The organism is Pseudohaliea sp. (assembly GCF_040217025.1).
Taxonomy (GTDB): Bacteria; Pseudomonadota; Gammaproteobacteria; order Pseudomonadales; family Halieaceae; genus Pseudohaliea.
Genome location: NZ_JAVJOA010000008.1, coordinates 544,079 through 563,746 on the forward strand (window position 1 = coordinate 544,079; position 19,668 = coordinate 563,746).

The window sequence follows — 19,668 nt, forward strand, 5'->3', positions numbered from 1 at the left end:
CGCCTCAGCGCTCGCGGTAGGTGATCCGGCCCTTGGTGAGGTCGTAGGGCGTCAGCTCGACGCGGACCTTGTCACCGGTGAGGATACGGATGTAGTTCTTGCGCATCTTGCCGGAGATGTGCGCGGTCACGACGTGGCCGTTCTCCAGCTTGACGCGAAAGGTGGTGTTGGGAAGGGTGTCGATGACTTCCCCTTCCATCTCGATCTGGTCTTCCTTTGCCATATGACCCCGGGGTCCTGAAACGACGAGCGCGCATTTTGCCGGAAAGCTCGCCGGGATGCCACCGGCCCGAAGCAGGTCGCGGGTGCATGAAGGAACGCTGGGGAAGGGCGGGGCAGCCGCGCTCAGAACAGCTCGTCTTCATCGCCCGGGTCCACTGCCTGCCAGCGGTTTTCCCGGTAGAGTTCCAGGGGCCGGTACTCGGCCTTGTAGGCCATCTTGCGGCAGTTACGGATCCAGTAGCCCAGGTAGACGTGCGGCAGGTCGCGGGCGCGGGCGGTCTCGATCTGCCAGAGGATGGCGTAGCGCCCGAGGCCCCGGTCGGCGGCCTCGGGATCAAAGAAGGTGTAGATCGCCGACAGGCCGTCGAGCATCTCGTCCACCACGGCCACGGCGAGGAGCCGGTCGTTCTCCCGGAACTGGTAGTAGCGCGTGCAGTCCCAGGCGTTGCTGAGGAAGGACTCGTACTGTTCCCGGTCCGGCGGGAACATGTCGCCGTCGGCGTGACGCTCGCGGATGTAGCGCTCGTACAGACCGTAGCACTCGTCGTCGCGGATATGCCCGGCTTCGCGCACCGAGAGGTCGCTGTTGCGACGCCAGCTGCGGCGCTGGCTGCGGTTCGGCTGGAACTGCGCGACCGGAATCCGTGCCGGAATACAGGCATTGCAGTGCGCGCAGTGGGGCCGGTAGATGTGGTTGCCGGAGCGGCGGAAACCGAGCAGCGAGAGGTTGGTATAGAGCACCTGGTCGACCGGCTGGCGCGGGTCGATGAACAGGGTGGTCGCCTCCTCCTGCTCCAGGTAGCTGCAGCGGTGAGGGTAGGTGGTGTAGACCTTGAGATCTCGCAGTGAGGACGTCACGCCAATGCTCCCGTCTCTGCCGGCAGGCGCCAGGCGCCCGGTTCCATCTCGTCATCCACAGTTTGGGCAAGCATCGCCTCGAAGTCCACCCGGGGGATGGGGCGGGCTCCCAGGGAAAGGAGGTGATCTGTCTCGACCTGGCAGTCGATGATCCGGCCGCCGCCGGCCTCGAGGAGGTGGGCGAGACCGGCGAGGGCGACCTTGGAGGCATCGGGAGCGCGGCTGAACATGCTCTCACCGAAGAAGGCCCCGCCGATGCACACGCCGTAAAGGCCGCCGGCGAGCCGGCCTTCCCGGTCCCAGGCCTCGACGCTGTGGGCATGACCGGCGTCGTGGAGCGCAGCGTAGGCCGCCACCATGCGCGGCGAGATCCAGGTCCCGTCCTGGCCGGGGCGCGGGGCGGCACAGGCCTCCATCACTTCGCGGAAGCAGGCGTCCACGGTGAGCCGGAAGCGCTGCCGGCGCAGCGTGCGGCGCAGGCTGCGGGCGCAGTGGAACTCCGCCGGAAACAAGACCAGGCGCGGATCCGGCGTCCACCAGAGCACGGGCTGCGGCTCCTCGAACCAGGGAAAAATGCCGCGACGATAGGCCGCCAGGAGCCGCTCGGGGCCGAGGTCCTCGCTGACGGCGAGGAGACCGCTCGGGTAGTCGAGGGCCTCGCTGCTGGGCGGGAAGGGGTCGTCCGGCGCCAGGAACTGCAGCAGCGGCACGGGAGCTAGCCGTCTTTCAGCGCGTCCAGGTACTTCTCGGCGTCGAGGGCGGCCATGCAGCCGAAGCCCGCGGAGGTGATGGCCTGCCGGTAGACATGGTCGGCGACGTCGCCGGCGGCGAACACCCCCGGCACGCTGGTCGCCGTGGCGTTGCCGTCGGTGCCGCTGGTGACGGTGAGGTAGCCCTCGCGCATGGCCACCTGGCCGGCGAAGATATCGGTGTTCGGCTTGTGGCCGATGGCGATGAATACGCCGGACAGCGGCACCTCCTTGAGCGCGTCGTCCATGGTGCAGCGCAGGCGCATGCCGGTCACGCCGCTGTCGTCTCCGAGCACCTCGTCGAGCACGTGGTTCCACAGGATGCGGACCTTGCCCTCGCGTTCGCGGGCGAACAGCCGATCCTGCAGGACTTTTTCTGCCCGCAACGCGTCGCGGCGGTGCACCAGGACGACTTCCTCGGCGATGTTGGCGAGGTAGAGGGCCTCCTCGACCGCCGTGTTGCCGCCGCCGATGACCGCGACGCGCTGGTTGCGGTAGAAGAACCCGTCGCAGGTGGCGCAGGCGCTAACGCCCTTGCCCATGAAAGCCTGTTCGCTCGGCAGTCCGAGATACTGGGCGGAGGCGCCGGTGGCGATGACCAGCGCGTCGCAGCTGTAGCGGCCGCTGCCCTCGAGGAGGAAGGGGCGCCGGGACAGGTCCACCGCCTCGATGTGGTCGAAGATCACCCGCGTATCGAAGCGCTCCGCGTGTTCCAGCATCTGTTGCATCAGCGCCGGGCCCTGCAGGTCCGCGGGCCCGCCGGGCCAGTTCTCCACCTCCGTGGTCGTGGTCAGCTGGCCGCCCTGCTGCATACCCGTGATCAGTACCGGCCGGAGGTTGGCGCGGGCCGCGTAGACCGCGGCCGTGTAGCCGGCGGGGCCGGAGCCGAGGATGATCAGGGGGTGGTGCTGGGGTTCGCTCATGGACCGGTCCTGTTTGCGTTTGGCGGGAGTCGAAAAGGGCGCTAATGGTAAAGTATCGCGACGGTGCCGGCAAAGGCTGCTCACTTTTTGCAAAGCAATCGAGCTTTGCCCTATAACTTTCTGATTTGATTGGTTAAACTATCCGCTTTACCGCCCTCCGGGGCGGCGGCTCGAGGACGGCGCGTGGCGCGAACGGCGAAAACAACGGAGAGCCCCTGGGGCCCGCGCTGGCGCGAGGGCGCCTTCATCGGTATCAGCGCGGCCTGTCTCTACCTCCTGCTCGCGCTCGTGACCTACTCGACCGGGGATCCCGGCTGGTCGGCCACCGGCAGCGGCGGTGCGGTGCGCAACCTCGGCGGGCCCACGGGCGCCTGGCTGGCGGACGTATTCCTCTCCCTGGTCGGCTGGGCCGCCTACCTGTTCCCGGTGATGCTCGGCTACCGCGCGCTGGTGATCTTCCTCGAGCGGCACCAGCCCGGTCCCTTCGACTGGACCCACGTCAGTATCCGCCTGCTCGGCTTCGTGCTGGTGATGGTCGCGGGGACGGCGCTCGCCGCCCTCAACGACAGCGGCCAGTCCGCGCTGCCGCAGGGGGCGGGCGGCATTCTCGGGCAGGCGATCGGCAGCGCCTTTTCCGGCGCCTTCAGCGCCGTGGGCAGCCGCCTCATTCTCGTTGCCGTCTTCCTGTTCGGGGTGACGATCTTCACGGACCTGTCCTGGCTGCGGCTCATGGACCGTCTCGGCGCCGCAGCGCTGGGCGGGCTGGAGCAGTTGCGGAGCTGGTGCGTGGCCCGCATCGACAGCCTGCGCGACCGGCGCGCACGGGAGCGCCATCTCGAAGCACGCAAGGCCGTGATCACGCAGCACGTCGAGAAGGAGAAGAAACGCAAGCCGCCGAAGATCAAGCCGCTGGAGACGAAGGTGGAGACCAGCGAACGCGTCGAGCGCGAGAAGCAGAAACCGCTCTTCGATGCGCCGGTCACCGGCGAGCTGCCGCCGCTGGAACTGCTCGATGCCGAGATCAAGGATCCCAGCAAGGGCTTTTCCGCCGAGGCGCTGGAGAAGCTCTCCAAGCTCCTGGAACTGAAGCTGGCGGACTTCGGCGTCTCGGCGGAGGTGACCGCCGTCTACCCCGGGCCGGTCATCACGCGCTTCGAGCTGCAGCCGGCACCGGGGGTGAAGGTGTCGCGCATCTCCAACCTGGCCAAGGATCTCGCGCGCTCCCTTGCCGTGATCTCCGTGCGCGTGGTCGAGGTCATCCCCGGCAAGAGCGTGGTCGGCATCGAGATCCCGAACGAGGACCGGGAGGTCGTCAACTTCCGCCAGGTGCTGTCGTCCCGCGCCTTCGACCAGTCCAAGTCCGCGCTGACCCTGGCCCTGGGCAACGACATTTCCGGCCAGCCCGTGGTTGCCGACCTGGCCAAGATGCCGCACCTGCTGGTCGCGGGCACCACCGGGTCGGGCAAGTCCGTGGGCGTGAACGCCATGCTCCTGTCGCTGCTGTACAAGGCGACCCCCGAGGAGGTGCGCCTGATCCTCGTCGATCCGAAGATGCTCGAGTTGTCGGTCTACGACGGTATCCCGCACCTGCTCACGCCGGTGATCACCGACATGAAGGATGCGGCCAACGGGCTGCGCTGGTGCGTGGCGGAGATGGAGTGGCGCTACAAGCTCATGGCGGCGCTCGGCGTGCGCAACATCGCCGGGTTCAACCGCAAGCTCGACGAGGCGCGCAAGGCCGGCACCCCGATCGTCGACCCGCTGTGGACGCCGGACCCGATCTTTGCGGAGACCGACGAGGAACAGCAGGCGCCGGCGCTGGAGCGGCTGCCCTTCATCGTCGTGGTGATCGACGAGTTTGCCGACATGATGATGATCGTCGGCAAGAAGGTCGAGGAGCTCATCGCGCGCATTGCGCAGAAGGCGCGCGCGGCGGGGATTCACCTCATCCTGGCCACCCAGCGCCCTTCGGTGGACGTGATCACCGGCCTGATCAAGGCCAATATCCCCACCCGCATCGCCTTCCAGGTCAGCTCCAAGGTCGACTCGCGGACCATCCTCGACCAGGGTGGTGCCGAGCAGCTCCTGGGCTATGGCGACATGCTCTACCTGCCGCCCGGGTCGGGCCTGCCGAACCGGGTCCACGGCGCTTTCTGCTCCGACGACGAGGTGCACCGGGTGGTCTTCGACTGGAAGCGCCGGGGGGCGCCGGCCTACATCGAGGGGCTCCTGGACGAGGGCAGCGGCGTTGCCGTCACCCCGGGGGAGCTGCAGTCGGAGGATGGGGACGACGAGGACGATGCGCTCTACGACGAGGCCGTGCACTACGTCACGCAGAGTCGCCGGGCTTCTATTTCCAGCGTCCAGCGCAAGCTGCGCATCGGCTACAACCGCGCCGCCCGGCTGATCGAGGCCATGGAGGCGGCGGGCGTGGTGTCTGAGATGGGCAGCAACGGTCAGCGCGAGGTGCTCGCGCCACCCCCGGTCGGGGACTGATCCTTGCTCCTGCGGATCCTGGTCCTTGCCTGCCTGCTGGCCCTTGCGCCCGGCGCCGGTGCGGCGGATGCCGCCGGGGCCCTCGCGGGCCGGCTGGCGCCGCTGGCGCAGTTGAGCGGGGCCTTCGAGCAGTCGGTCGAGAACGGTGGTGCGGCGACCCCCGCCCGCAGTGCCGGCCGCTTCAGCCTGCGCCGGCCGGACCAGTTCCGCTGGGAGATCACCGAGCCGGACAGCCAGCTGCTGATCGCCAGTGACGGAGTGCTCTGGCACTACGACCGCGACCTGGCGACGGCGACGCGCCGCCGCTTTGACGACGGTGCCGCTGCGCCGCTGCTGCTCCTGGCCGCCGACGCGCCGGCGCTCGCCGAGGCCTTCGATGTCGAGGCGCTGGGGCCGGACCGCTACCGGGTCGTGCCGCGCGCGTCGGACGCGGGTTTTCGCGAGGCCGAGCTCGGCTTCGCGGGCGCGTTGCCCGTCAGCATGCGGATCATCGACCGGCTCGGGCAGGCCATCACCATCCGCTTCCTCGGCCTGGACGAGTCCCCGCTGCCCGAGGGGACCTTCGACTTCACGCCCCCGGACGGTGTGGACGTGTACCGGGAAAACGACTGAGCCATGGCGGCCGGCGGCAGCGACGACCTCTTCGCCGGCACCGCGGACGGTGCCTACGAACCCCTGGCGGCACGGCTGCGCCCGGCGAGCCTCGATGCCTTCGTGGGCCAGCGCCACCTCCTGGGCCCCGGCAAGCCGCTGACGACCGCGCTCGCCCGCGGCCAGCTTCACTCCATGCTGTTCTGGGGGCCGCCGGGGGTCGGCAAGACGACCCTCGCGCGCCTCGCCGCCGCGGCAGCCGATGCGCAGTTCCTCCAGCTTTCCGCCGTCCTCTCCGGCGTCAAGGATATCCGCGGCGCGGTCGACGCGGCCCTCGCCGCCCGCGCCCGCGGCCGCGATACGGTGCTCTTCGTCGACGAGGTGCACCGCTTCAACAAGGCCCAGCAGGACGCCTTCCTGCCCTACGTGGAGGACGGCACGCTGATCTTCATCGGGGCCACCACGGAGAACCCGGCCTTCGAACTCAACAGCGCGCTGCTGTCCCGGGCGCGGGTGTACAAGCTGCGGGGGCTGGCGCGCGAGGAGCTGGAGACGCTGCTCGAGCGCGGCCTGGCGGCCCTGCCGCACCCTCCGGCGGCAGCCCCGGGCGCTCTCGCGCGCATCGCCGTCCAGGCCGATGGGGACGGGCGGCGGGCGTTGAACCTGCTGGAACTGGCGGTCGACCTGGCCGCCGGCGACGACGGCACGGCGCTGCCCCTCGACGACGCGCTTCTCGACGAGGTGCTGCAGCAATCGCTGCGCCGTTTCGACAAGGGTGGCGACGCGTTCTACGACCAGATCAGCGCCCTGCACAAGGCCGTGCGCGGCAGTGCGCCCGACGCTGCCCTTTACTGGCTCTGCCGCATGCTCGACGGGGGCTGCGACCCGCTCTACCTGGCCCGGCGGGTCGTGCGCATGGCCAGCGAGGATATCGGCAACGCCGACCCGCGGGCCCTCGGTCTTGCGCTGGACGCGTGGCAGGTGCTGGAGCGGCTCGGCAGCCCCGAGGGCGAGCTGGCGCTCGCGCAGGCCGTCGTCTACCTCGCCGTCGCGCCCAAGAGCAACGCCGTCTACAGTGCCTTCAAGGCGGCCGCTGCGGCTGTCGAGAGCGGCGGCAGCGAGGAAGTGCCGAACCACCTGCGCAATGCGCCGACAGCGCTCGCGAAGGCCGAGGGCCACGGCGCGGATTACCGCTACGCCCACGATGAGCCGGGCGGCTACGCGGCCGGGGAGAACTACTTTCCCCCGGCCTTGAGGGACGCGCGCTTCTACCACCCCGTGGATCGCGGCCTGGAGCAGCGCATCGCCGAACGGCTCGAGCGTTTCCGGGCGCTCGACGCCGCCAGCAGCAGGCAGCGCTACCCGGACGACTAGCCGGGCACGCCTGTCGGTGCGCCGCCAAAGGCCGTACAATCCCGCCGCAGGACGGCAAGGGCATTCTGCGCCATGAAATACCTGCTCTTCGTGGCCCTCGGCGGCGCCGGCGGCGCCGTGGCCCGCTACCTGCTGGGGAGCCTCGTGCACAGCCTCTGGGCCAGCGCCTGGCCCGTGGGAACCTTCCTGGTCAACCTCGCGGGCTCCGCAGGCATCGGCGCCGTGTTCGTGCTGCTGGAGCGCGGCAGCCTGCACCCGGACTGGCGCAGTGTGCTCATGGTGGGTTTTCTCGGCGCCTTCACCACGTTTTCGACTTTCTCCCTCGAGACGGTGGAGCTGTGGCAGCAGGGTGAGCCCGCCCTCGCGCTGGCCTACGTGCTGGCCAGCGTGATCGGCTGCGTACTCGCCGCCGCCGGCACCATGTACCTGCTGCGGCCCCTCGCCTGAGCCGCGGCGACCGGAACGAACACAGGACAGAGAGAACATGCTGGACGTTCGCGAACTCAGAAAAGACCCCGAGGGCGTCGCCGAGGCACTCGCCCGCCGGGGCTACCACTTCGACGTCGAGACCTTCCGTGCGCTCGACGGTCGCCGCCGGGCGGCGGATATCGAGAGCCAGGAGCTCCTCGCCGAGCGCAAGGCCGCAAGCAAGGAAATCGGCAAGCTCGTGGGCGGGGGAATGTCCGTCGACGAGGCCAAGGCGAAGGTGAACGAGCGCCTTGCGCTCATCGGCGAGCGCCTGCACAGTGCCACGGAGGCGGCCCGGGAGGCCCAGGGGGAGCTCGAGACGTGGCTCGCCGGCGTGCCCAACCTGCCCGACCCGACCGTGCCCGAGGGGGCAAGCGAGGATGAGAACGTCGAGGTCTCGCGCTGGGGCGAGCCCCCGGCCTTCGCTTTCGAGGCCCGGGATCACGTCGACCTGGGAGAGGGCCTGGGCCTCCTCGACACGGAAGCGGCCACGAAGATCACCGGCTCCCGTTTCGTCGTCATGCACGGCGAACTGGCCCGCGTGCATCGCGCGCTCGGGCAGTTCATGCTCGATCTGCACACGCGGGAGCATGGCTACCGGGAGCTCTACGTACCCTATATCGTTAACGCGGACTCGCTGCGCGGAACCGGGCAGCTGCCGAAGTTCGCCGAGGACCTGTTCCGCCTCGAAGGTGACCACGAGTACTACCTGATCCCGACGGCAGAGGTCCCGGTGACCAACCTCGGCCGCGACCGCATTTTCGAGGACGCCGAGCTGGGAGAGGGCGGTCTCGCCTTTACCAGCCATACGCCCTGCTTCCGCAGCGAGGCGGGCAGCTACGGCCGCGACACCCGCGGCATGATCCGCCAGCACCAGTTCGAGAAAGTCGAGCTTGTCCGCTTCGTGCGCCCCGGCGACGCCGATGCGGCGCTGGAGCTGCTCACCGGTCACGCCGAAACCGTGCTCCAGCGCCTGGGGCTGCCGTACCGGAAGGTGCTGCTCTGCGGCGGCGACATGGGTTTCGCCGCGCGCAAGACCTACGACCTCGAGGTGTGGCTGCCGGGGCAGTCCGCCTACCGGGAGATCTCGTCCTGCAGCAACTTCGGTGACTTCCAGGCCCGGCGCATGCAGGCGCGCTGGCGCAACCCGGAAAGCGGCAAGCCGGAGCTGCTGCACACGCTCAATGGTTCCGGGCTCGCCGTGGGGCGCACGCTGGTGGCGATCCTCGAGAACGGCCAGCAGGCCGACGGCAGCGTTCGGCTGCCCGAGGCGTTGCACCCGTACCTCGGCGGCCGGGCTGTGCTGGGCGCCTGACCATGCACGCCCTGCCGGTCTTCCTGCGCCTGGAAAGCCGGCCCGTGCTGCTGGTGGGCGGCGGCACCGTGGCCCTGCGCAAGGCGCGCTTTCTCTGCCGGGCGCGCGCGCGGGTCACCGTGGTGGCGCCGGCAATCGACCCGGCGCTGGCGACGCTGCTCGAGCAGCACGGCGGGGAATGGCTGCGCCGGCGCTACCGCCGCGGCGATCTCGCCGGCCGCGACCTGGTGATCGCCGCCACCGCGGACGAGACCGTCAACGCGGCCGTGGCCGACGAAGCGGCGGCGCGGCGCCTCCCGGTCAACGTGGTGGATACGCCGGCCCTGTGCTCTTTCACGTTCCCCGCCATCGTCGACCGGGACCCGCTGCTGGTGGCGATCGGCACCGGCGGCGCCAGCCCGGTGCTCGCCCGCGCCGTGCGCCGTCGCCTGGAGACCCAGCTGCCGGCGGGCTTCGGTCGCCTCGCACGCTTCCTCGGCGACTGCCGCGATCGCGTGCGCGCGGCGGTCAGCGACGAGAGCGCCCGCCGCCGGCTCCTCGAACAGCTGGCCGAGGGACCCATTGCGGAGCAGGTGCTCGCGGGCGACGAGGCGGGCGCCGCGGCGGCCGTCGATGCGCTCCTGGCGCGGGGCGAGGCGCCGCGGGGCGAGGTGTTCCTCATCGGCGCCGGTCCCGGCGACCCGGACCTGCTCACCTTCCGGGCCCTGCGGCTCCTGCAGCGCGGCGACGTGATCCTGTACGACCGGCTGGTGGGCAAGGGCATCCTGGAGCTGGCGCGCCGCGACGCCGAGCTTCTCTACGTGGGCAAGCGCCGCGCCGAACACACCGTCCCGCAGGACGAGATCAACCGCACCCTCGTCGAGCTGGCGCGCCAGGGCAAATGCGTGGTGCGCCTGAAAGGCGGCGACCCGTTCGTCTTCGGCCGCGGCGGCGAAGAGATGGACGAGCTGGCCCGCGCCGGCATTCCGTTCCAGATCGTGCCCGGCATCACGGCGGCCAACGCCGCCGCCTGTTACGCGGGGATTCCGCTGACGCATCGGGACTATGCCCAGTCGGTGCGCTTCGTCACCGGGCACACGAAGGACGGCGAGCTCCGCCATCGCTGGGAGGAGTTCCAGTCGCCGACCGAGACCCTGGTCTTCTACATGGGGCTCGTCGGCCTGCCGATCATCTGCGAGCAGCTCGTGGCCCATGGCCGCGATCCGGCCACGCCGGTCGCGCTGGTGGAGAAGGCAACCAGCCCGGAGCAGCGCGTGATCACGGGCACCCTGGGCACCATGATGAGCGTGGTGGAAGCAGAAAAACCGGAGCCGCCGACGCTGATCATCGTCGGCGACGTGGTCCGCCTGGCGGCGGAACTCGGCTGGTACAGCCCCGTGGAGGGGCGGGTGGTGCGCTGACCCGGCGCAGCAGCCAGCGCAGCGCCGCCCCGGGCGCTATTCCTCCTCGGGGCTGTGGATGGCGTAGGCCTGCTTGCGCATGAGCAGGGCGTCGACCAGGATGTTTCCCGCCTCGCTCAGCAGTACGTCGGCCTCGTCCTCTTCCTCCTCGCCGTCCGGGGCCGCCTCGTCCTCCCCGACTTCGTCTTCCACGGCTTCGTCATCGAAGGAGGCGAGCGGCTCCTCGCCCAGCGCCTGCCGGCGCTTGTTCTCGATGGCCAGCGCACGGGCCTCGCGGGCCTCGCGCTCGGCGCGCCGGGTCTCCTCGTTCAACGAGACGACCTGGATGTCGTCGTTCTCGTCGGCGAGGGCGACCCGGTCGACGAGGAAGTTGAAGTCCGGGTCCGAGGCGCTGCGCTCCTGGAACAGGGCGGAGAGCTCGGGGATCAGCGGGTCCAGGTCGCCGTAGCGGCGGTGGCGCACGGGGTTGATCTGGTCCCAGGACAGGGCGTGCTCTAGAGAGCTTTCGCCGATATCTTCCGGGTCGTAGAGCGAGGGAAAGGTGATGTCCGGGACGACGCCGCGGTGCTGCGTGCTGTCGCCCGAGATGCGGTAGAACTTGCTCTCGGTGATCTTGAGCTGTCCCTCGGTGAGCGGGACCAGGGTCTGTACCGTTCCCTTGCCGAAGGAGCGGTCACCGACGATGATGCCGCGCTCGTAGTCCTGGATCGCGCCGGCGAAGATCTCGCTGGCGGAGGCGCTGAGCCGGTTGATGAGAACCACCAGGGGGCCGTCGTAGTAGGCCGTGCGCATGCGCTTGCCGTCGCGCCAGACCCGCCGCGAGGAGTGACGGATCTGCACCGTCGGCCCGTACTCGATGAACAGGCCCGTCAGCTCGTTGGCCTCCTGCAGGGAGCCGCCGCCGTTGTTGCGCAGGTCGACCACGATACCTTCAACGCCCTCACTCTCGAGCTCATCGAGGAGCCGGCGCACGTCGCGGGTGGTGCTCTTGTAGTCGTCGTCGCCGCGACGCATGGCCTCGAAATCGATGTAGAACGCAGGGATGTCGATGACCCCGACCTTGATCGTGCTGTCGTCGCCGGCCGGCACCTCGAGCACGCGGCTGTGCGCCGACTGCTCTTCGAGCTTCACCGTGTTGCGGACGATCTGTATCTCCTTGTGCACCTCCGTCGAAGCCGCGTCCGCGGGGATCACGTTCAGGCGCACGGTGGTGCCCTTCGGCCCGCGGATCAGGTCGACCACCTCGTCGAGGCGCCAGCCGATCACGTCGACCATGGGCCCGCTGTCACCCTGGCCCACGCCGATGATGCGGTCCGCGGGCTTGAGTTCGCCCTGCTTGTCGGCAGGCCCCGCAGCGACCAGCCGCGAGACCTTGGTGTACTCGTCCTCGAGCTGCAGCACGGCGCCGATGCCCTCGAGGGACAGGCTCATGTTGATGTCGAAGTTTTCCTTGCGCCGGGGGGAGAAATAGTTGGTGTGCGGGTCGTAGAGTTCCGTGAGGGCGTTGGCGTAGAGCTGGAACACGTCCTGGGCGTTGTACTGGCGGACGCGGGTGAGCTGGGTGCGGTAGCGCTTGAGCAGCGTATCGACGATATCGTCCTCGTCCTTGTCGGCGAGGCGCAGGCTCAGGGCCTGGTTTTTCAGGTGCTTGCGCCAGCGCTCGTCCAGGGCCGCGTCGTCGCCGGCCCAGTCCCGGAGCTCCGGGTCCACCGCGTAGGTCTCGTCGCGGCTGAAGTCCATCGCCGCATACAGCGCCGGCAGCGTTTCCACGACCTGCTCGAGGCGGGTCGTCAGCCGGTCCTCGAAGCGGTTGAAGATCTCGAAGCCCGCGTCCAGGCGACCGCGCGGCAGGGCCTCGTCCATGACATAGCGGTACTGCTCGAAGGACTCGATGTCGGCCCGGGTGAAGAACATCTTCCCGCCATCGAGGCTCTCGATGTAGTTATCGAGGTGCGACGAGGAAAGTTCGTCGTCGTACTCGAGCTTCGCGTAATGGCGCTCCTCGAGCTGCTCGACGAGCTCAGCCGCGGTCTCGGACTGCGAATCCGTGTACCAGATCTTCGCCGCGACGGGGGCGGTGGCGAGAAGGGTGGCGAGGGCCAGCCCTGTGCGGAGCCAGGGACGATTCGCTGACATGCGGCTACCTGTTATCCGGACTTTGATCGAAGTGTAGCGGGATGCCCCGGGAGGGAAAAGCCTCCCGGGACGCCTTTCGAGGCCCAGCCGCCACGGCTCATGCGCCGGGCACGACGAGGTCGAAGGTGGCGTTGACGCGGCTTTCGAAGACGAGGTCGCCGGTGACGTAGGTTTCGGCGCCGGGGGCTGCGTCGGCACTGCGCAGCATCATCTCGCTGGCCATGGGCCGCGGCTGCGGCCCCTGGAAGGCATCGAGGGAGCGCACGGGGCCGACCGCGATACCCAGGCTGTCGGCGAGGGCCTCAGCGTTGGCGCGGGCATCCAGGGCGGCGGCGGCCAGCGCCTCCCGGCGCAGCCGGGACGCCTCACTGTGGCCGAGCACCGGCGGCGAGACCTCGTTGGCGCCCGCGTCGGCCGCCCCCTCGATGAGCACGCCAAGCGAGCCCAGCTGTGTGAGCCGGACGTCGATACGCCGCTGCACCAGGTAGCCCTTCAGCACCTGCTGCTCCTTCGCCTTGTCCCAGCGATACTCGGGGCGCAGCGTCAGCCCCGGGGCGCTGATGTCGCCGGCCGGGATGCCGAGGCTCTCCAGGTGGGCGAGGACTGCGGCCGTGCGCGCGTTGACGTCTTCCCGGGCCGTTGCCAGGTCCGGGGAGCGCGCCTGCACGCCGAGGCCGATACGGGCCTCGTCGGGCGCCGCGCTGACCCGGCCCTCACCGTGCACCGAGAGCGCCCTCGGCGGCGGGCCGTCGCCGGCCGTGGCGGTGACGGAAACGAGCGGCAGGAGCAGGGCGCCGGCCAGGGCCAGCAGGGCAGGGGTGCGCATGGGAGAAGCCTCCGGGTGGGTTCTCATTCATTGACCGGCAGGGGCAGCGAGGGTTCCTCGCCGGTGAATACCAGCACCGGGGCCTGCGGTGCCCACAGCCGCCGGACCCGGTTTGACTGGGCTTCGGCGACATCGAAAAGGAGCGTATTGCGCAGCGTCAGCGGCGCGGCGCGGCGCTCCACGGGCAGGGTGAAATAGAGCCAGGTCTCGTCGTAGGAAACCTCCAGCCCGAGGAAGGCCGGTCGTCCACTGGTACCGCCGGCAGCAGTGACCTGGAAGTGGCGCTCGAGGTAGGCCTCGATAAGCGCCGCAGGCGGGGCCTCGGGGTCGAGCAGCACGCGTGTCCCCGCGTCCCGCGACAGGGCGCTTTCCAGGTCCTCGGGGATGATACGCAGGGCAACCTGGAGCCCATCACCGGCCTCGTTCCAGGACAGCTCGGCATAGCTGGCGTGGAACGGGTGCGCTGCCGCTCCGCCGGCGAGGCCCAGGGCGAAGGCGAGAGCCAGCGCAAGCGCGTGGGCGAGGAGGCGGGCGCGGCGGCCCTGCCTCAGCGGATGGGCTGCGACCATGCGTCCTCGTCATCCCGGCGCATCGGGTTCGGCTCCTCGCTCTCCTTGAACAGCTGGAAGCGGCTGGGCACGACCTTGCGGGGCCAGGCGTTGTTCGCGACATTTGTGTCCGCGGTGCTGCGGTAGGGGTCGAACTCGATGGCCGTGATTTCCCGGTCCGTGATGAAGAGTTTCTTCACCCGGGTCGCATTGCGCCGCCAGATTTCCGCCGGCACCGTGACTTCCTCGACCGCGCCGTCGCCGTAGCTGATGCGCAGCGGCAGCGGCGTGACCAGGCCACCGACATTGTCGAAGGTAACCACGTAGAAGCGTTCCGCGGTATCGAGCAGGGCGCGTTCCCGCTTTGTGAGCTGATCCAGGGCCTTTTCATACTGCGCGTAGTCCCAGGGTGTCACCCGGTACTCGTCGCTCTCGTTGTAGAAGTCCCGGAGCCCCGGCTCGCGATCGAGGAGCCGCTCGCTCCCCGCATTGCGCTGGTCGCTGAGCGAGGGCTCCTCGCCCTCGGCCTGCGCCCGCTCCCAGGCCTTCTCGCGCTCCGGGTCCAGGCTGTCCACGCGGTAGAGAGCGACCTCGCCCAGGGCGACGTCCACGTGGCCCGTGCCGTAGAACCAGCCGCGCCAGAACCAGTCGAGGTCCATGGCGGAGGCATCCTCCATGGTGCGGAAAAAGTCCGCGGGGGTCGGCCGGCGGAACCGCCAGCGCTGGGCGTACTGGCGGAACGCGTGGTCGAACAGCTCCCGGCCCATGATGCTTTCGCGCAGGATGTTGAGCGCCGTGGCCGGCTTGCCGTAGGCGTTGTTGCCGAACTGGTGGATGGATTCGGAGTTGGTCATGATCGGCACCTGCGTGGCGCTCGCCATGTACTCGGTCATCTTCTCGGGTTCGCCGCGGCGGGACGGATAGCCCTCCTCCCAGGCCTGTTCCGTAAGGAACTGCAGGAAGGTGTTCAGGCCCTCGTCCATCCAGGTCCACTGGCGCTCGTCCGAGTTCACCACCATGGGGAAATAGTTGTGCCCGACCTCGTGGATGATGACCGAGATCAGGCCGTACTTGCTGCGCTCCCAGGTCTTGTCCTCGGATTTCTGTGTGACGTCCCAGTAGGTCCCGTCGGCATAGGGGCGCGGCTTGTTGAAGCTGATCATCGGGTACTCCATGCCACCCACGGGGCCGTTCACGGAAATGGCCACGGGGTAGGGGTACTCGAAGGTGTAGCGGGAATAGACGTCGATCGTGTGCGCGATCGCCGCCGTGGAATACTGGCTCCAGAGCGGCTCGGCCTCGTTCGGATAGAACGACATGGCCAGCACGTCGCGCTCACCGGACCGGGCGCGGCGCGCGTCCCAGATAAACTTGCGCGAGCTGGCGAAGGCGAAGTCGCGCACGTTTTCCGCGCGGAAGCGCCAGGTGCGTGTGCCGCTGGCGGCCTCGCGGGCGTTCGCCGCCGCCTCCTCCGGGGTCACCACGAAGACCAGCTCGTCGCTGTCGCGGGCGGCCTCGAAGCGTTCCCGCTGCGCGGACGTCAGCACGTCATCGGTGTTCTGCAGCTCGCCGGTGGCGGCGACCACGTGGTCTGCCGGCACGGTGATGGCGACAGCGTAGTCACCGAGCTCGAGGGTGAACTCGCCGCGGCCGAGGAACTGCTTGTGCTGCCAGCCCGCGTAGTCCGTGTACGCGGCCATGCGCGGGTACCACTGGGCGATCTCGTAGAGGTAGTTGCCGTCCTCGGGAAAATACTCGTAGCCGCCCCGGGCGCTGACCACGGTGGCGTCGATAATGTTGTGCGACCAGGCTACGGAGAAGCTGAGGCTTTCGCCGGCCGCTAGCGGTTCGGCGAGATCGATGCGCATCATGGTGCGGTTGACCGTGTGCGGAAGGGGCTTGCCGTCGGCCCCGGTGACCGCCTCGATGGTCACGCCGCCCTCGAAGCGGCGGCGCTCGAGGAGCGAGGCGAGGGCACCGTAGGAGAGCTGGGCGAAGTCCGGCGCGGTCTTGGTGAGCATGTCGTCGGAGTCGCGGCGGAAGCGGTTCTGGTCCAGCTGCAGCCAGAGGTAGGGCAGGTCGTGCGGGCTGTTGTTGTGGTAGGTGATCGTCTCGCGTCCTTCGATGCGCTGCTCCTCGTCGTCGAGGGTGACGGCGATGTCGTAGTCTGCCCGCTGCTGCCAGTAGCCCGGGCCCGGGGCCCCGGTGGCCAGGCGCGTGTCCGTCGGCGTGTCCAGCAGGTAGTCGAGCTGGGCAAAGGCGTCGGCGCCGCTGCGAGCCGCGGGGTCGCCCGCGGCTCCCGCGCCGCCTGCGAGGGGCAGGAAGCACGCGAAGAGACACACGGTTTTTTTGGATAAAACTCGAAAAAACATAACGTTAGGGATTTTTCCTCGAGCAATGTTGAAGAAAGGAGAGTCGGCGATTATAGCGTCCGTAGCGCCGCCGCGATACGGTTGCCGGCGGTGAACAGCAAGGAACAGGAAGCGATGACCATGCCCTTCGACCTCACTCCCTCAGGCCAGGCCTGCGGCGCCACCGTCCGCGGTCTCGACCTGGCGCAACCGCTCGACGCGGCGACCGTGGCCGCCCTGCGCGCTGCCTGGCTCGAGCACGGTGTGCTCGCCTTCCCGGACCAGGCCATGGGTGACGATGACCTCGAGCGTTTCACCCGTTACTTCGGCCCCTTCGGCGACGATCCCTTCATCGAGCCGATCCCGGGGCGCGAGCATATCATCGCCGTCAGCCGGCGCGCGGACGAGCAGGCGCCGCTCTTTGCGGAGAACTGGCACACGGACTGGAGCTTCCAGGCCACGCCCCCCGCGGGCACCTGCCTCCTCGGCATCACCATCCCGCCAAGCGGGGGCGATACACTGTTCGCAGACCAGCGGGCCGCCTGGGCGAGCCTGCCGGACGCGCTCCGGGAACGGCTCAGGCCGCTGCGGGCAATCCACTCGGCGCGCGGCGGCTACGCCCCGGAAGGGGTCTACGGCGAGGCCGACCAGGCCGGCGACCGCAGCATGGCCATCCGCCCCTCCGCCGAGGCCCTCGCCACTCGGGTCCATCCCCTCGTGCGCGAACATCCGGAAACGGGGGTGGAACTCCTCTACGGCTGCCTGGGCTACGTCATCGGCTTCGAGGGCATGGCCGAGGACGAGGCTCTGGAACTGTTGCTGGAAATGCTCGACTGGCAGACCCGCGAGGCCGTGCAGTACCGGCACGAATGGCAGCCGGGCACGCTGCTCATGTGGGACAACCGCTCCGTGCTCCACCGGGCCACCGGCGGCTACGAGGGCCACGACCGGCTGCTTCACCGTACCACCATCGGCGCGTCCCGATGACTCGCGCGCGTGCTCTTGCCGCCGCGCTGCTCGTGGTCGCGGGCGGCACCGCGGCCGCGCTGCCTGACACCGGGGGCGCCGTGCGCAGGGGCTACGCGGACGCTCAGTCCGGGCAGGTGCACTATCGCTATACGGCGCCCGCGGCGACGGCGCGAGCAAGGGCACCGGTCGCGCTGTTCCACCTGTCGCCGAACTCGGGCCAGGTCTTCAGCGCCCTGCTGCCACTGCTGGGACGCGACCGGGTCGCGGTCGCCTTCGACACGCCGGGCTACGGGATGTCGGACCCGGTGCCCGACCCGCAAACGATCGGTGCCTATGCGGAGCGCCTCGCGTCGGCGATGAGCGCTCTCGGCCTCGACAGCGGGGTCGACCTGGTGGGCTACCACACCGGCGCCGCGATCGCCCTCGAGCTGGCGCAGCGCTACCCGGCGCAGGCCGGGCGCCTGGCGCTGGTCGCGGTGCCGGTGCTCACCGCGGAAGAGCGTGCGGCTGGGGCGGCGCTGCCGGCCATTCCCTTCGACGAGGCGGGCGAATGGGCGAAGCAGGAGTGGCAGCGCTCCTGGCGCTGGCGCGGGCCGGGCCAGGACCGCGAGTCCGTGCTGGCGACCTTTGCCGAGAAGCTGCGGCCCGGGGCCCGCGAACGGGGCGCGACCGCGGTGCTTGCCTATGACACGGCGGCCGCCCTGGAGCGCGTCACGGCGCCGTTGCTGCTGGTGCGACCGCGGGATGACCTTTGGACGGCGACCGGCCGCGCCCGCGCGCTGCGCCCGGATGCCCGGTGGGTCGAGCTACCGGGCTACGGCCACGGACTCTTCCATGCCGCCCCGCAGCGCATGGATGGCATCCTTCGCGACTTCCTCGACCCGGCGGACTAGCCGGCGGGCGGCGGGTCCGCGTCCGTGGCGATGACCTCGATCCCCGCCAGGCGTTCGGCGTAGGCCTTCTTTCGCGGCAGGTCCATCCCGCGCAGGATCTGGATGCGCTGCGCCTGCGGCGAGCCCGCGCCGTGCAGCGACTCGGTGAGGTAGCCCACCGCGTTGCGCCCCAGGGTCATGTTCTCGATCAGCCGCAGCATGCGCGTGCGCGTTTCGACGGGGATATCGCTGCGGCCGCGCAGGTACTTGGCGAGCAGGGGACCGGCCTCCTCGTGGTTGAAATCGGCCTCGGAGGGGAGGGTGACCATCAGGCCGCCCGCGAGGTCCTGGGCGAAGCGCGCGATCTCGTAGGGAAAGCGGGTGACGTTGTGCTTGCACACGTTGGACAGCATCTCGTCGTTGATCCAGGCCCCGGAGGCCAGCGGTTTCGCCTCGTGGGACGAGGCGATGCCGGAGGAGAAGATGGTCTCGTTGAGGTGAGTCATTTCCACCAGCTTGTCGCGGATATGGCTGGCCTTGTCCGCGCCGTTGTACTCGGCAATCGCCGCGGCCGCGCCGACCATGACGTCGCCCAGCCCCGTCTTGCAGACGTAGCTGGCGCGGTGATACGCCGTGAACCGCGAGACCATGGTCTGCGCGAACTCGTACTCGCCGTCCATGAGCACGTGCTCCCAGGGAATGAACACTTCGTCGAAGACCACGAGCGTTTCCTGGCCCCCGTAGCGCGCGTTGCCCTGGTCGATTTCGCCCTCTTCCAGGGCGCGCGTGTCGCAGGACTGGCGCCCGTAGATGTAGGTGAGACCGGGCGCATCGCCCGGAACGAGGCCGACCACGGCGTAGTCCCGGTCTGCCTCGGCCAGGTTCATGGTCGGCATGACGCAGATCCAGTGCGAGTTGAGTCCGCCGGTCATGTGGGCCTTGGCACCGGTGACGTACAGGCCGTGGGCCGTGCGCCGGGTGACGTGCAGGAACAGGTCCGGATCATCCTGCTCGTGGGGCCGGCGGGAGCGGTCGCCCTTGGGATCGGTCATGCCGGCACCGATGATGACGTTGTGGCGCTGGGCTTCGCGGAGGAAGGCGAGGTAGCGTTCGTGGTAGGCGGTGCCATGGGCCCGGTCGATGTCGTAGGTGATCGAGTGCAGGACGCTGATGGTGTCGAGACCCGCGCAGCGCTGGAAGCAGGTGCCCGTGATCTGACCGAGGCGCCGCTGCATGCGGTTCTTCAGTACCAAGTCCTCGGGGCAGGTGGGGATGTGCAGGAAGCGGTTCACCGGCGCGTCGATGAGCGGGGAGTGCACCGTTGCCAGCGCCGGTTCGTCCCGGGCGAGGTCGTAGGTGGCGGCGAGCGCGTTGATCGACGGGCGGATCACCGGGTGGTCCACCGGCTCCGCCACGCGCTCACCGAAGAGATAGACCGTCACGTCGCGGCCGCGAAGGCTCTCGACGTAGGCGTCGCCGCCGTCGATGGGCTGGAAGCGGGCCCAGCGCTCGGCAGCACTCTCCTCGCGGTCCGGGGGCAGGATGGCATTCATGGCGGTCTCCCTGTCTC

At 69.4% G+C, this 19,668-nt stretch carries 17 protein-coding genes; 8 read left to right on the forward strand and 9 right to left on the reverse strand.

Annotated features, from left to right (window positions below):
• Nucleotides 1-4 precede the first annotated feature (4 nt).
• The 4 genes from infA to trxB form a co-directional block, all read right to left on the reverse strand.
• The gene (gene infA, locus RKE50_RS06720) at nt 5-223 is read right to left on the reverse strand and encodes a translation initiation factor IF-1 (RefSeq protein ID WP_035513460.1); all 219 of its coding nucleotides are present in this window, start codon (nt 221-223) and stop codon (nt 5-7) included.
• 122 nt (nt 224-345) lie between these two features.
• On the reverse strand, nt 346-1,080 hold the full coding sequence (locus RKE50_RS06725; protein WP_350035369.1) for an arginyltransferase: 735 nt from the start codon (nt 1,078-1,080) through the stop codon (nt 346-348).
• Nucleotides 1,077-1,790 carry a leucyl/phenylalanyl-tRNA--protein transferase gene (gene aat, locus RKE50_RS06730; RefSeq protein ID WP_350035371.1) on the reverse strand — a complete coding sequence of 238 codons (714 nt, stop codon included), beginning with the start codon at nt 1,788-1,790 and terminating at the stop codon, nt 1,077-1,079. Before aat ends, RKE50_RS06725 begins: the two co-directional genes overlap by 4 nt.
• Nucleotides 1,791-1,795: 5 nt before the next feature.
• Nucleotides 1,796-2,752, reverse strand: a complete 957-nt coding sequence (trxB, locus tag RKE50_RS06735) for a thioredoxin-disulfide reductase (protein ID WP_350035373.1) — start codon at nt 2,750-2,752, stop codon at nt 1,796-1,798.
• A gap of 183 nt (nt 2,753-2,935) precedes the next feature.
• On the opposite strand from trxB, the gene RKE50_RS06740 reads away from it, so the two are divergent.
• From RKE50_RS06740 to cysG, 6 genes are all read left to right on the forward strand, one after another.
• The gene (locus RKE50_RS06740) at nt 2,936-5,248 is read left to right on the forward strand and encodes a DNA translocase FtsK (RefSeq protein ID WP_350035375.1); all 2,313 of its coding nucleotides are present in this window, start codon (nt 2,936-2,938) and stop codon (nt 5,246-5,248) included.
• 3 nt (nt 5,249-5,251) lie between these two features.
• On the forward strand, nt 5,252-5,860 hold the full coding sequence (gene lolA / locus RKE50_RS06745) for an outer membrane lipoprotein periplasmic chaperone LolA (RefSeq protein WP_350035377.1): 609 nt from the start codon (nt 5,252-5,254) through the stop codon (nt 5,858-5,860).
• 3 nt (nt 5,861-5,863) lie between these two features.
• Complete coding sequence (locus tag RKE50_RS06750; RefSeq protein WP_350035378.1) at nt 5,864-7,213, forward strand: replication-associated recombination protein A; 1,350 nt, start codon at nt 5,864-5,866, stop codon at nt 7,211-7,213.
• A gap of 72 nt (nt 7,214-7,285) precedes the next feature.
• Nucleotides 7,286-7,660: a fluoride efflux transporter CrcB gene (crcB, locus tag RKE50_RS06755; RefSeq protein WP_350035380.1), complete on the forward strand. Its 375-nt coding sequence runs from the start codon at nt 7,286-7,288 to the stop codon at nt 7,658-7,660.
• 37 nt (nt 7,661-7,697) lie between these two features.
• Nucleotides 7,698-8,996 (forward strand): serine--tRNA ligase, encoded by a 1,299-nt coding sequence (gene serS / locus RKE50_RS06760; protein WP_350035382.1) that lies wholly within the window; start codon nt 7,698-7,700, stop codon nt 8,994-8,996.
• 2 nt (nt 8,997-8,998) lie between these two features.
• Nucleotides 8,999-10,396: a siroheme synthase CysG gene (gene cysG, locus RKE50_RS06765; protein WP_350035384.1), complete on the forward strand. Its 1,398-nt coding sequence runs from the start codon at nt 8,999-9,001 to the stop codon at nt 10,394-10,396.
• A 36-nt stretch (nt 10,397-10,432) separates the two neighbouring features.
• Here the strand turns inward: cysG and RKE50_RS06770 are convergent, their stop codons facing one another.
• The 4 genes from RKE50_RS06770 to RKE50_RS06785 all read right to left on the reverse strand — a co-directional run bounded on the left by RKE50_RS06770 (nt 10,433) and on the right by RKE50_RS06785 (nt 16,248).
• Entirely contained in the window at nt 10,433-12,532 is a 2,100-nt protein-coding gene (locus RKE50_RS06770; protein WP_350035386.1) for a carboxy terminal-processing peptidase, read from the reverse strand.
• A gap of 97 nt (nt 12,533-12,629) precedes the next feature.
• The gene (locus RKE50_RS06775) at nt 12,630-13,358 is read right to left on the reverse strand and encodes an SIMPL domain-containing protein (protein WP_350035387.1); all 729 of its coding nucleotides are present in this window, start codon (nt 13,356-13,358) and stop codon (nt 12,630-12,632) included.
• Nucleotides 13,359-13,381: 23 nt separating this feature from the next.
• A complete protein-coding gene (locus RKE50_RS06780) occupies nt 13,382-13,927 on the reverse strand; it encodes a DUF6702 family protein (protein WP_350035388.1) in 546 nt (181 codons plus the stop codon).
• A complete protein-coding gene (locus RKE50_RS06785) occupies nt 13,906-16,248 on the reverse strand; it encodes a M1 family metallopeptidase (RefSeq protein ID WP_350035389.1) in 2,343 nt (780 codons plus the stop codon). Before RKE50_RS06785 ends, RKE50_RS06780 begins: the two co-directional genes overlap by 22 nt.
• A 120-nt stretch (nt 16,249-16,368) precedes the next feature.
• On the opposite strand from RKE50_RS06785, the gene RKE50_RS06790 reads away from it, so the two are divergent.
• Together RKE50_RS06790 and RKE50_RS06795 are read left to right on the forward strand one after the other, a co-directional pair.
• Nucleotides 16,369-17,244: a TauD/TfdA dioxygenase family protein gene (locus RKE50_RS06790; RefSeq protein WP_350035390.1), complete on the forward strand. Its 876-nt coding sequence runs from the start codon at nt 16,369-16,371 to the stop codon at nt 17,242-17,244.
• Nucleotides 17,241-18,119, forward strand: coding sequence for an alpha/beta fold hydrolase (locus RKE50_RS06795; protein WP_350035392.1), 879 nt, complete (start codon nt 17,241-17,243; stop codon nt 18,117-18,119). The genes RKE50_RS06790 and RKE50_RS06795 overlap by 4 nt, the downstream gene beginning before the upstream one ends.
• On the opposite strand, the gene RKE50_RS06800 is transcribed toward RKE50_RS06795, so the two are convergent.
• Nucleotides 18,116-19,651: a 4-hydroxyphenylacetate 3-hydroxylase family protein gene (locus RKE50_RS06800; RefSeq protein ID WP_350035394.1), complete on the reverse strand. Its 1,536-nt coding sequence runs from the start codon at nt 19,649-19,651 to the stop codon at nt 18,116-18,118. The two genes, RKE50_RS06795 and RKE50_RS06800, sit on opposite strands and share 4 nt — an antisense overlap.
• Between the last annotated feature and the right edge of the window lie 17 nt (nt 19,652-19,668).